This window comes from Ciceribacter sp. L1K23 (assembly GCF_018122705.1).
Lineage (GTDB): Bacteria > Pseudomonadota > Alphaproteobacteria > Rhizobiales > Rhizobiaceae > Allorhizobium.
In genome coordinates, this window is sequence record NZ_JAGRRC010000001.1 from 3,178,821 (window position 1) to 3,191,377 (window position 12,557).

General features: G+C 61.0%; 12 protein-coding genes. 10 read left to right on the top strand and 2 right to left on the bottom strand.

The features are described from left to right. The first annotated feature begins 4 nt into the window (after positions 1-4). Positions 5-1,387: a UDP-glucose/GDP-mannose dehydrogenase family protein gene (locus tag J5J10_RS15375; protein WP_211930521.1), complete on the top strand. Its 1,383-nt coding sequence runs from the start codon at positions 5-7 to the stop codon at positions 1,385-1,387. A 5-nt stretch (positions 1,388-1,392) separates the two neighbouring features. Here J5J10_RS15375 and J5J10_RS15380 read toward each other — a convergent pair whose 3' ends face one another. Further along, positions 1,393-1,542, bottom strand: a complete 150-nt coding sequence (locus J5J10_RS15380; protein ID WP_211930522.1) for a hypothetical protein — start codon at positions 1,540-1,542, stop codon at positions 1,393-1,395. 157 nt (positions 1,543-1,699) lie between these two features. Here J5J10_RS15380 and J5J10_RS15385 point away from each other — a divergent pair, with 157 nt between their 5' ends. From J5J10_RS15385 to J5J10_RS15395, 3 genes are all read left to right on the top strand, one after another. Beyond that, complete coding sequence (locus J5J10_RS15385; RefSeq protein ID WP_249116755.1) at positions 1,700-2,407, top strand: BON domain-containing protein; 708 nt, start codon at positions 1,700-1,702, stop codon at positions 2,405-2,407. Between the two features lie 144 nt (positions 2,408-2,551). Further along, positions 2,552-3,541, top strand: a complete 990-nt coding sequence (locus tag J5J10_RS15390) for a zinc-binding dehydrogenase (protein WP_211930523.1) — start codon at positions 2,552-2,554, stop codon at positions 3,539-3,541. Then, the gene (locus tag J5J10_RS15395) at positions 3,538-4,569 is read left to right on the top strand and encodes a Gfo/Idh/MocA family oxidoreductase (RefSeq protein WP_211930524.1); all 1,032 of its coding nucleotides are present in this window, start codon (positions 3,538-3,540) and stop codon (positions 4,567-4,569) included. The genes J5J10_RS15390 and J5J10_RS15395 overlap by 4 nt, the downstream gene beginning before the upstream one ends. Before the next feature lie 24 nt (positions 4,570-4,593). On the opposite strand, the gene J5J10_RS15400 is transcribed toward J5J10_RS15395, so the two are convergent. Then, positions 4,594-4,806, bottom strand: a complete 213-nt coding sequence (locus J5J10_RS15400) for a hypothetical protein (protein ID WP_211931264.1) — start codon at positions 4,804-4,806, stop codon at positions 4,594-4,596. A gap of 184 nt (positions 4,807-4,990) precedes the next feature. Between J5J10_RS15400 and J5J10_RS15405 the strand changes: the two genes are divergently transcribed. Genes J5J10_RS15405 through J5J10_RS15430 form a run of 6 tightly spaced genes read left to right on the top strand, consistent with a single transcriptional unit; the run spans position 4,991 to position 12,545 of the window. After that, positions 4,991-6,097: an NAD-dependent epimerase/dehydratase family protein gene (locus tag J5J10_RS15405; RefSeq protein WP_211930525.1), complete on the top strand. Its 1,107-nt coding sequence runs from the start codon at positions 4,991-4,993 to the stop codon at positions 6,095-6,097. Beyond that, a complete protein-coding gene (locus J5J10_RS15410) occupies positions 6,094-8,115 on the top strand; it encodes an NAD-dependent epimerase/dehydratase family protein (protein ID WP_211930526.1) in 2,022 nt (673 codons plus the stop codon). Before J5J10_RS15405 ends, J5J10_RS15410 begins: the two co-directional genes overlap by 4 nt. Before the next feature lie 14 nt (positions 8,116-8,129). Continuing rightward, positions 8,130-9,218: a glycosyltransferase family 4 protein gene (locus J5J10_RS15415; RefSeq protein WP_249116756.1), complete on the top strand. Its 1,089-nt coding sequence runs from the start codon at positions 8,130-8,132 to the stop codon at positions 9,216-9,218. 2 nt (positions 9,219-9,220) lie between these two features. After that, positions 9,221-10,348, top strand: a complete 1,128-nt coding sequence (locus J5J10_RS15420) for a glycosyltransferase (RefSeq protein WP_211930527.1) — start codon at positions 9,221-9,223, stop codon at positions 10,346-10,348. Then, positions 10,345-11,436 (top strand): glycosyltransferase, encoded by a 1,092-nt coding sequence (locus J5J10_RS15425; RefSeq protein WP_211930528.1) that lies wholly within the window; start codon positions 10,345-10,347, stop codon positions 11,434-11,436. The genes J5J10_RS15420 and J5J10_RS15425 overlap by 4 nt, the downstream gene beginning before the upstream one ends. Continuing rightward, positions 11,433-12,545 carry a glycosyltransferase gene (locus tag J5J10_RS15430; RefSeq protein ID WP_211930529.1) on the top strand — a complete coding sequence of 371 codons (1,113 nt, stop codon included), beginning with the start codon at positions 11,433-11,435 and terminating at the stop codon, positions 12,543-12,545. The genes J5J10_RS15425 and J5J10_RS15430 overlap by 4 nt, the downstream gene beginning before the upstream one ends. Positions 12,546-12,557: the final 12 nt, after the last annotated feature.

Sequence of the window (12,557 nt, forward strand, 5' to 3'; positions counted from 1 at the left end):
TGACATGAAGGTAACGATGATCGGAGCGGGTTACGTCGGTTTGACGACAGGTGCCTGCCTCGCGGACTTGGGATATCAGGTTCGAGTTTATGACGTCGACAAGGGCAGAATCGCCGATTTGAGACGTAGTCAATTGCCGATCTATGAGCCCGGGCTTGATGAACTGGTGACTAGGAATGTCGGCCGTGGCCGTCTCTCTTTCCATGACACCATCGACCCTGCGGTGCAGCATGTCGATATGGTGTTCGTTACGGTCGGAACGCCGTCCCTGGCTGACGGTGGCGTCGATCTCTCCCATGTCGAAACCGTCGCACGCGACATTGCGAGAAGCCTTGCGCCTGATACTGTGGTGGTTATCAAATCGACGGTCGAGGCAGGAACTGCACGCCATATCACCAAGCTGATCGCCACCGTCCGTGGTGACGACGACATTAAAGTGGCTGCAAATCCAGAGTTTCTGCGCGAGGGATCGGCCATTGATGACTTCTTTACAGCCGACCGCATCGTCTGTGGCGCTGACGACGAACGATCTGCGTCTCATCTTGAACGGCTTTATGAGCCTCTCACGCGTCGTAGAATTCCGTACGTGAAGACGAGCACAGTCGATGCCGAACTCACGAAATGCGCGGCCAATGCTTTTCTGGCGCTCAAGATCGGGTTCATCAACGAGGTCGCCGACCTCTGTGAATCGACCGGGGGCGACGTGTTGGCGATTGCAGAGGCAATTGGCCTCGATCGCAGGATCGGCCGCGAATTTCTCAACGCAGGTCCAGGCTTTGGTGGCTCATGCTTCCCCAAGGACACGCGCTCCTTTGCCGCGACGGCACGTCGGCTCGGTGTGGCACAGAGGCTGATCGAGACGTTGATTGAGGCCAATGAGTCACGCAAGAGAAGCCTGGCGACGCGTATTCTCACACATCTCGGTGCCGACAGTCGTGGCAAGACCGTCGCGATCCTCGGAACTGCATTCAAGGCCAACACCGACGACATGCGAGAGGCCGCCGCGCTGACCATAGTTCCCATACTGCAGGCGGCGGGGGTCCACATAAGAGCTCACGATCCAAAGGCCGGCGACCGTGCAAGACCTTTGCTGCCGGGGATCGTGTGGTGCGACACCCCATTTGAGGCCGCGGAGATGGCGGATGCGCTTGTGGTTCTCACCGAATGGGCCGACTATGCTCGGCTTGATCTTGGACGCCTTGCCAAGTCCATGCGAGGCCGGATGGTATTCGACTTTAGAAACCTCTTCGATCCTAAGGCGGTTGCTGATGCCGGTCTCTCATATGCCGGTCTGGGTCGTGGCTCTCCTGCTGTGTCCGTGAGCGGTCGATCGGCGATGCGCGGAGGGACCGCCAACCGCGCCGAGAAGGCTGCCGCACCCGTCTAGCGCCTTCATGCGATCAGGAACGATGCAAGGGCACCGGCTGCGAAAAATACCAGAAGACCGAGTAGGAGTCTGAGGACGCCGGTGTTGGTATCGCTACCAAGGGCGGCGTCCCAGATCGGGTTTACGTTCGTGTCGTCGGGACTGTTCTTGTCCATGGTGGGGCTCCCTTTCTAGTTCTCTTCCAATTCGCGGCACGAGACGAAGTTCCCTGCTCGACCCTGCCACGAAATGGTCACGGAACACCTATCCAGCGGACTGGTTCGACTAGGGCGGGGCGCGATCCCCGACAGAGGAAACCAAGGAGACATAACCATGGCCAACGACAGAGGATATGAACGAAACGACAGTGGTCGCGGACGTATGTGGGAGAGGGAACACGACCGCGCCGGCGATTATGATCCATTCGATCCGCGCGATCCGCGTCGGGTTGGGGCAAGCGGTCGTGACTACGGCTATGAAGGCGGTAGCGGCGGCAGCTACTCGGGTTCGCGCTATCCCCGCATGGGCCGCGAGGACTGGACCACGGACGATCTGGGTTATCAGAGCGACTACGCGAGACGGGATTTCGGCGGGCGATCGGACTCCGCTCGTTATGCCGACAGTGGCTTTTATCCCTCCGACAACCCATCGTACCGGGGCGGCTACGCACGCGGCAGATCGCGCGACGATCAGCGAGACTTCCTCGATCGCGCCGGCGACGAGGTGAGGTCGTGGTTCGGTGACGAGCAGGCCGAAAACCGGCGTGAGGCGGATAACCATCGCGGAAAGGGTCCAAAGGGCTATACACGCTCCGACGATCGGATTGCCGAAGATGTGAATGACAGGCTGAGCGACGACCACGCTCTCGATGCCTCCGACGTTCAGGTGTCCGTTCAGGGGGCAGAAGTAACGCTTGACGGGCAGGTATCGAGCCGCCGTGACAAGCGACGCGCCGAAGATTGCGCCGAAAGCGTCTCGGGCGTCCGGCACGTCCAGAACAATCTGCGTGTCAAGGATAGCGGATATCGCGCCGACGTCTGAGCGGATGAAACTGCCACGCCGGGCCGCTCTCCGGGTTGCCCGGCGTGGGACCACCAAATCCACCATCTTCTTCATGATCAACGGGAACCGCTGGCGCGCGTCGTGGTTAGGCGGCGTGTAGGTGCCAGAAGAAGGAGAAGGCTTATGGATTTTGCGGGGTCTCAGGTCACCACCAGAATGAAGGCCGCGCGACTGGTTGGCCCCGGCAAAATCGACATTCAAGTCGTCCCGGTTCCCACCCCGGGGCCGCATCAGGTGCGTGTCCGGCTTGCGGGCTGCGGGGTCTGCGCCTCCAACCTCGGACCCTGGTCCGGCCCGGAATGGATGACCTTTCCGACAGAACCGGGTGGCCTCGGGCATGAGGGCTGGGGAGAGATCGATGCTATCGGAGAGGGGGTAACCGGCTTGTCGCAAGGCGATCCGGTCGCCGTCTTATCGCATCACGCCTATGCCGAATACGATGTCGCGCCTGAGGATGCGGTCGTGAAACTGCCGGCGAGCATGGCCGGTCGACCCTTTCCCGGCGAGCCGCTCGGCTGTGCGATGAACATTTTCCGCCGCAGCCAGATCCGGTCGGGAGATACCGTCGCGGTGATCGGCGCTGGCTTTATCGGGCTGCTGCTGATCCAGCTCTGCGTCGATGCCGGAGCGAAGGTGATCGCGATTTCACGGCGGGACTTTTCCCGGAGGCTGGCCGTCCAGGCCGGCGCTTCCCACACGATAGCACTTCATGACCACGACCAGATCATCGAGGAGGTTCGATCCCTGACGGGTGGACAATTCTGCGACGTGGTCATAGAGGCGATCGGACACCAGTGGCCTCTGGACCTTGCCGCCGAGCTTACCCGCGAGAGGGGTCGGTTGGTTATTGCCGGCTATCACCAGGATGGCCCGCGACAGGTGAATATGCAGCTGTGGAACTGGAGGGGGCTCGACGTCATCAACGCGCACGAACGGGATCCGGCGATCTACGTCGACGGGATGCGCGAGGCTATCGAGGCATGCGCAGAGGGACGTCTCGATCCCGGCCCGTATCTGACCCATCGCTATCCGCTGGAACGGTTGGACACGGCCCTTGATGCGACCCGTGACAGGCCGGAAGGTTTCCTGAAAGCCATGGTGATTTTTCCATGAGTGCCACCAGTGCCGCAAAGGCGTTGAAAACCCTCGAAAAGCCGTTGCGCCTTGCGTTTGTTGGTACCGGCTGGATCGGGCGCCACCGGATGGAGGCGATCATTTCCAGTAATGTGGCTGAGGCAACGGTCATCTGCGATCCGGCGCCGACGGTGCGCACGGAGGCTGGACGACTGGTCCCGGAGGCCGTTCAGGTCTCCAGCTTCGAGGACGTTTTCGATCACGAGCTTGACGGTGTCGTCATCGCGACACCCAGCGCCCAACATGCCGCGCAATCCCTCGCGGCACTCGAGCGGGGCATTCCGGTCTTCTGCCAAAAGCCTCTTGGACGGAACACGGCGGAGACGAAGAAGGTCGTTGATGCGGCAAGGACAGCGGATCGTCTGTTAGGCATCGATCTGTCCTACCGCCAGACGGGCGGGATGCAAAAGGTTCGCGAACTGGTGGCGCAAGGCGAGCTCGGCGATGTCTTTGCGGTCGATGTCGTCTTTCACAATGCATATGGCCCGGACAAGTCGTGGTTCTACGACCGCGACCAATCGGGCGGCGGATGCGTGATCGACCTCGGCGTCCATCTCGTCGACCTTGCACTCTGGGTTCTCGATTTTCCCGATATTCTCCACGCCCACAGCCAGCTGTTCCAGAAGGGCAGACCGTGGGGCAGCCAAGCGGACGGCGTCGAAGATGCCGCCTGGGCCACTCTGGTGCTCTACAACGGAACCGTTATCCGTCTCGCCTGCTCGTGGGGTCTTCATGCCGGGCAGGACGCCGTAATTTCCTGCAAATTTCACGGCACCAAGGGAGGAGCAAGCTTCTCGAACAAAGGCGGATCGTTTTACGACTTCGAAACGCGGCAACTGACTGGCACCTCGCATCGGATACTTCACGATGAACCCGAGGATTGGGGTGGCAGGGCTGCGGTGCATTGGGCGAAAGATCTGGTCCAAAGACCGACCTTCAATCCGCAGGCGGAGGAACTCATCAAGGTGGCCGCCGCGCTGGATCGGATTTACGGCCGCCCGATCTGATCTCGTGACGGCCGCTCAGGAACGTCAGTCCGCGTTGATATCGGGGAGATAGAACTCCACATCTCGTCTGCCTTTGTCGTCGAGAACGGCAATATGCTCTTGCCAGAACTGCTCGGCGGCAGGCGGATCGTCTTCCCACTTGCGCACCTTGGTGATGTTGTCATCGATCTTGGCGAGACGCTTACCGCCGAGACGCATGTATTCCTCCGCCAGGACCTTGCTCTTCGTCGTGGTCATGTCAGCTGTTCCTTCCCACCGTAGGATGTGTTGCGACGTGTCGTCCATCAACAGGAACCGCCGCTGAAAGTTCCCGGAAAGCATGCCGCCTTGCAGAGGCGTAGCTGAAGAACAAGCGGGAACAATTCGGTGGTCGCCCGGTTCGGTCTGCAGCATCAGCATCAACCAACCCCGGGGTGAATTCATGAATCGGAACGTTCTGGTCACCGGCGGCTGCGGCTTCATCGGCCGCTACGTCGTCGAAGAGCTTCAGGCAAAGGGCTATGCCGTCCGCATCCTCGATGCCCTGATAGATCAGGTGCACCAGGGTTCCGCGAACATTCCAGACGGCGTCGATTTCATTCAGGGGGAGATGACGGACCCGACCGCGGTTTCCGAGGCCTTGCGCGGAGTGGATGCGGTCATCCATCTGGCGGCTGAAGTCGGTGTTGGCCAGTCCATGTACGAGATCGCCCGGTATGTCGGTGCCAATGACCTTGGAACCGCGGTCCTGCTTGAAGCAATGATCAAGCAGCCGATCAGACGGATCGTTGTCGCGTCATCGATGAGCGTTTATGGCGAGGGCCTCTATACCAACGCCGATGGTCGCCGCATGGGTGCGGCGCGTCGCAAAGCATCCGACATCCGTTCCGGTGTATGGGACCCCGTCGGTCCCGACGGCGATGTACTGACGCCCTATCCAACGGATGAGCAGAAGCCTGTTGATCTCGCCTCCATCTATGCCCTGACAAAATATGCGCAGGAGAAGCAGGTCCTTATCTTCGGCGAGGCGTACGGGATCGATGCTGTCGCGTTGAGATTGTTCAACGTATTCGGGGCCGGGCAAGCACTGTCGAACCCTTATACCGGCGTGCTCGCGAACTTCGCCTCCCGCCTTGCCAATGGTCGCCCGCCGATGATCTTCGAGGATGGCAATCAGAGGCGCGACTTCGTGCACGTACGTGATGTGGCCCGCGCCTTTCGCCTCGCCATGGAAAGCCCCGAGGCGGCTGGCCAGGTTTTCAACATCGGCAGTGGTCGATCCTATCCGATCTCTGAAGTCGCGGCTCTGCTGGCGTCTGCGATGGGTGTGCCGCACATCGCGCCGGAAATCCTTCATCGCTCTCGCTCCGGCGACATCCGGAACTGCTACGCGGATATTTCGAAGGCGCGAACGCTGCTGCGTTTCGAGCCACACTACCGTCTCGAGGATACGCTCCGGGAACTGGCCGACTGGGTTCGTAGCACCGCCGCGATCGATCGTGGAACGGAAATGCGCGCAGAGCTGGAAGAGCGAGGCCTCGTATCATGAAGGCAGCAGAAAGCGATGCGAAGTTCGGTTTCGTAGAGTGGTTTCGCACGGGCGACTACGAACGGTCCGAGGCCATCCTTGCCGAAATGTCCGCCTCCGGTGCCTCGTGTCTGCGAACGCACCTGTCGTGGGCGGAATATCTTGCCCCGGGGGGTGAGCAATGGTTCGACTGGCTCATCCCCGAGATCGCCAAGAGATTTGATCTTCTGCCGTGCATTCACTACACGCCGCCGTCGATGTCGCGGACCGGCAAGGCGTCCGGCGCGCCCATCGACCTCAAATCCTATGCTGATTTCATCGACCATGTGCTGACGCGCTACGGACGGCATTTTTCTCACGTCGAGCTTTGGAACGAGCCGAACAATCTGCTCGACTGGGACTGGCGTGCGGATCAGGATTTCCTGCTGTTTTCCGAAATGATCGGCGCTGCGGCCTATTGGGCCAAGCAAAGGGGGTGGAAGCCGGTTCTGGGAGGTCCATGCCCATTCGACCCCTATTGGCTCAACCTCATGGGCGAACGCGGTGTGCTGGGTGTCGTGGACGCCGTCGGCTTTCACGGTTTCCCGGGAACCTGGGACAGCGAAGAGGGATCGTGGGGCGGTTGGGACATGCATCTCGGCGAAATGCGCCGGGTGCTGGACCGATATAACCCTCAAGCGCAAACCTGGATCACGGAAACCGGTTACTCCACCTGGCGTAACGACGAGATGGAGCAGGTCCGTCGCTTTGTAACCGCACTCCAGGTGCCGGCTGAGCGCGTGTACTGGTATGCGTGGCGTGACGTCCCGCCTGACATCGCCGTTCAGGAAGGACTCTGGTTCGATCCTCGCCACTATCATCTCGGCGCGGTCCATCATGACGGGCCGCCGAAACTTCTCGCGCGTCTCCTATCGGAGGGCGGGTTGTCCCGTGTGAGCGAGGTGACAACACTCGCGACACCGCATATTGGCGCTGCCGTAAGACCCATCGCGATCACCGGCGGATGCGGCTTCATCGGCACGAACCTTGCCGAGAGCTTCCTGGCTGAAGGCGAGGACGTGCTGGTGGTGGACAATCTGGGTCGCGCGGGCGTCGACCGGAACCTTGCCTGGCTACGGGCCCGGTACGGGGACAAGGTGCACCCGGTTCTCGCCGACGTGCGCGATCAGCACACGATGGAGGACGTTCTGGGAGATGCCCGGGCCGTTTTTCATTTGGCGGCTCAGACGGCCGTCACGACCAGCCTCGGCGATCCCATAGATGACTTCGAAACGAATGCCCGGGGGACGCTGAATGTCCTGGAAGCTGTCCGAAAGACCGGGCGAAAAACGCCGGTCATCTTCTCGAGCACCAACAAGGTGTACGGGGCGCTCGAGGACATCAGGCTTCTGGAGGCGGATGACCGTTATGTGCCTGCGGCGGAAGCGATACGTAGCCACGGTGTCGGTGAAAGCCGTCCTCTGGACTTCTGCACTCCCTATGGTTGCTCGAAGGGCGTCGCCGATCAATACATTCTAGACTATGCCAAATCCTTCGACCTGCCGAACGCGGCGCTAAGGATGAGCTGCATTTACGGTCCCCACCAGATGGGAACCGAGGACCAGGGATGGGTTGCCCACTTCCTGATCCGTGCGCTGGCCGGAGATTCGATTACGATCTACGGCAACGGCAAACAGGTTAGAGACATTCTGCATGTATCCGATGCCGTGGCTGCCTACAGGCTGACACTCGCCGGTATCGAGCAAGTCAAAGGACGAGCGTTCAACCTCGGAGGCGGCCCTGGCAATGCCGTGAGCCTTCTCGAAATCCTGCGGGAGATCGAGCTGGTGTGCGGGGCGACGGTCGACGCCTCCTTTTCGGAATGGCGTCCGGGAGACCAACTCTATTTCGTCGCGGACACACGAAATCTCCAGGCGGTGGTGGGCTGGCAGCCTCGGATGCTGTGGCGAAGCGGGCTGAGGCATCTCGCAGAATGGCTGGCACGCCACCGCTTCGACATGGATCTGCCGGCCAATGTGCCGGACCGGGTGCGGGCATGACCGGAGCGCGTGAAATGCCTCTGCGTGTCCTGATGAGTTTGGACGCCGTGGGCGGGGTGTGGCGCTACGCCATGGACCTTTCGGCCTCGCTTGCCGGTCAGGGATTCGAGTTCGTTTTTGCGGGGTTCGGGCCGGAGCCGGCCTTACACCAGCGCCTCGAAGCGGAGAGGTGGGGACAGCTTCTCTGGTGTGACGCTCCATTGGACTGGATGGCCTCCGATGCTGAAGCTCTGGCGGAGATCCCGGATATTCTTCGTCGCGCGATCAAAGACGCGGACGCCGACCTCGTCCACCTGAACCTCCCGTCGCAAGCAGCCGGACTGCAAGCGTCTGTGCCGATCCTCGTTATGTCACACTCCTGCGTGCCGACATGGTTTGGCGCAGTTCGGGGTCATGCGCCACCGCCGGATTGGCGCTGGCACGTCGATGTCAATCGGCGGGGGCTGCTGAACAGCGACGTTGCTGTCGCTCCAAGCCGTAGCCATGCCACACAACTTCGGCGCACCTACGGCATCGAGGCGCTGACCGTTGTCCATAACGCAAGTCGAGCCTCCGGCGAGGAGACAAACAAACACAATTATGTCGCTGCTGTCGGCCGCTGGTGGGACGATGGTAAGAACGGAGCGGTGCTGGATTTGGCCGCCCCTCTGCTCGACTGGCCCGTCAGGCTCATCGGCGCGACGGAAGGACCGATGGGGCAGAGACTTGCGTTGCACCACCTGATGCCCGCAGGAGAACGTGATCATCGGGAAACCGTCGCGATTGTCCGGAACGCCGCGATATTCGTCTCCCCCTCGCTCTACGAACCGTTCGGGCTTGCCGTTCTGGAGGCTGCGCGCACGGGCGCGGCGCTCGTGCTTGCCGATATTCCGACCTATCGCGAACTCTGGGGCTCGAACGCCGTGTTCTTCGACCCGCGCGATCCAGGAGCCCTGGCCGAAGCGGTGAATGCCTTGTCAAGCGACCCTGTCCGGCGTGCCGAGCTAGGTGCCAGGGCGCGCGTGCGTTCGATGGCGTTCAGCGCCCAGTCTCAGGCTGTGGCGATGGCCGCTCTCTATCGTGATCTTCTCAGATCGAATTTCGACCTCAAGGCAGCGGAGTAGCAATGAAGTTCGTCTTCTACACGCATTCCCTGGTGTCCGACTGGAACCATGGCAACGCCCACTTCCTTCGCGGCGTCATGAGCGAGCTGCAGTCACGTGGGCACAAGGCCCTCGCTCTCGAACCGAAAGGGTCGTGGAGCCTTGAAAATCTCTTGTCCGATCAAGGGGAAACCGCGCTTCTCAAGTTCCACGAAACGTTTCCGCTTCTGCGATCCATAGCCTACGATGAAAGCTTCGACCACGAGGCGGTTCTGGCGGGTGCGGACGTGGTGGTCGTTCACGAGTGGACCGATCCGGCGCTGATCTCGAGGCTCGGAAGCCTGCGTGCCGCCGGCGCGTCTTTCCAGCTGCTCTTCCATGATACGCATCATCGAGCCGTGTCATCCGAGACGGACATCTCTTCGCTCCAACTTGCTGGCTACGATGGAATCCTCGCCTTCGGTGAAACCCTCCGTCAACGCTACCTCGATGCAGGCTGGGGCCGGCAGGTGTTCACGTGGCATGAGGCGGCGGACGAACGGCTTTTCCGGCCCATGCCGGAGGTGGAGGCGACTGCGGATCTCGTCTGGGTCGGAAACTGGGGAGATGACGAGCGGTCCGCCGAGATCATCGATTTCCTGGTCGAACCCGCGAAGGATCTGGGCCTCGATACCACGGTCCGCGGCGTGCGTTATCCGTCCCATGCCGTTGCGGCCCTGGCCGAGGCCGGCATCGCCTACCAGGGTTGGATCGCAAATGCCGAGGTGCCGGCGCTCTTCGCTAGGCATCGGGTGACCGTGCATATTCCCCGCCGGCCCTATGTCGAAAGCTTGCCGGGTATCCCGACGATACGGGTGTTCGAGGCTTTGGCCTGCGGCATTCCTCTCGTGTCGGCGCCCTGGGAGGATTCAGAAGGACTGTTTCGTCCGGGTACAGACTTCCTGGTCGCCCGCAACGGTTCGGAAATGAAGCAGCGGCTGCGGGACGTTCTCAACGATAAAGACCTGTCGAACGAGCTCCGCCGCTCCGGTCTGGAGACCATTCGCGCGCGGCACACCTGCCGCCATCGCGTCGATGAGCTGATGCACATTCTCCTGCAGCTCTCGGGGGAAACGTCCGTCCTGGCAAAGAAAAAGGAGGCCGCGGAATGAAAATCGCCTTTTACGGTTCGAGCCTTGTGTCCTCCTATTGGAACGGGGCGGCGACCTACTATCGGGGAATGCTCAAGTCGCTTGCAATGAAGGGATATGACATCACCTTTTACGAGCCCGATGTTTACGACCGACAGAAGCATCGCGATATCGAGCCGCCGGATTGGTGCAAGGTGGTGGTCTACGAGGGCAGTATCGGGGCACTCCGCCGTGTGGCTGCGTGTGCCCGTGACGCAGATATCGTCGTCAAGGCAAGCGGTGTCGGTTTCGAAGACGACGTCCTGATGAGCCAGCTCCTGGAGAACGCCCGGCCGGACGCGATGAAGATATTCTGGGATGTCGATGCCCCGGCCACGCTGGCCGAATTAAAGGAAGCTCCCGATCATCCCTTGCGACGTTCCCTCGGGTGCTTCGACATGGTGTTGACCTATGGCGGGGGCGATCCTGTCGTTGCAACCTACCGTGACTTAGGGGCCAAGGATTGCGTGCCGATCTACAACGCGCTCGATCCGGAGACGCATCATCCGGTAGACCGACAGGACGTCTTCGCAGCCGATCTCGCCTTTCTGGGGAACCGTCTGCCGGATCGTGAAGACAGGGTCCGGCAGTTCTTCTTCGAACCGACGTCGAAGGTCCCCGGGAGGCGGTTCGTCTTGGGTGGCTCCGGCTGGAGTGACAAGACGATGACGCCGAACGTGCGCTATATCGGTCATGTCGGTACCGAGCAGCACAATGCATTCAACGTCACGCCGATGGCGGTGCTCAACATTTCCCGCTCCAGCATGGCTGAAACCGGCTTTTCGCCCGCCACGCGGGTCTTCGAGGCGGCCGGAGCCGGTGCTTGTCTCATCACTGACGACTGGCGCGGCATCGACCTCTTTCTGAAGCCGGGCGAGGAGATCCTGGTTGCGCGCGACGGCCATGATGTCGCCGAATTGCTGGACGGGCTGACACGCGAAAAGGCTGAAGCCATCGGCCGGAAGGCACTCGCTCGCGTGCTCGCGGAGCATACCTATGCGCATCGGGCAGAGCTCGCGGATCGCCTGTTCCGTACCTGGAAAGAGGCGCGAAAGGAGGTAGCGGCATGACTTCCAAGCTCGACATCGTCATCGTCGGCCTGTCGCTTTCCTCCTCATGGGGGAACGGTCACGCAACGACCTATCGCTCGCTTATCCGCGGGCTCGCCGAGGAGGGCCATCGAGTCCTTTTCCTCGAGCGGGATGTGCCCTGGTATGCCGAGGCACGCGATCTTGCGGAGCCGGATTTTTGTGAGCTCGCCTACTACTCCGACATCGACTCGATGATCAGCCTTTATGCGGAGCGTTTGCGGAGCGCCGATGCCGTAATTGTCGGTTCCTATGTGCCCGCCGGCATCGCAGTCATCGATGAGTTGGTGCGGCTCGACCTTAAGCGGCTTTGCTTTTACGACATCGACACCCCGGTGACACTTGCGAGTGTCGAAACGGGCAAGGTCGAATATATCGAGGCTCGACAGTTTTCGTTGTTCGACGCCTATTTCAGCTTTACCGGCGGGCGCCTTCTCGACGTTCTGAGAGATCGTTACGGCACGCCCAACCCTATCGCGCTTTATTGCTCCGTCGACACAGACCCCTATCACCGGACAGACGATCCGACACTATGGGATCTCGGTTATCTCGGAACCTACAGCCCGGACCGGCAGCCGACACTGGAGAGGTTTCTCATCGAACCAGCGCGACGGCTTCCGGACAAGCGGTTCGTGGTTGCCGGCCCTCAGTATCCCGAAGCAATCGACTGGCCACCAAATGTGGAACGCATCGATCATCTGCCACCTGCCGAGCATGCTTCCTTCTACAGCCGTCAGCGCTTCACCCTCAACGTCACTCGCGCGGACATGATCGCCGCAGGCTGGTCGCCGAGCGTGCGCCTGTTCGAAGCGGCAGCGTGCGCTACGCCTGTCATCAGCGATTGGTGGCCGGGGCTCGACGAGTTGTTTCCTGAGGGGGAAGCAATCGTTATCGCCCGCACCACCGAGGAGGTCGTGGATGTGCTTACGGCGACGAAAGAGGAAGATCGGAAGGCGATGGGGGAAACCGCGCACGCAATCGTGGCCCACAGCCATACGGGGAGGGCGCGCGCAATCGAGCTCGTTGAAACACTCCGAGCCATTACGCCAAGCCTCATCAACAGCCCCGTGACAGCGCGTCAGAGCGCCTAGGCCGGAGAACAG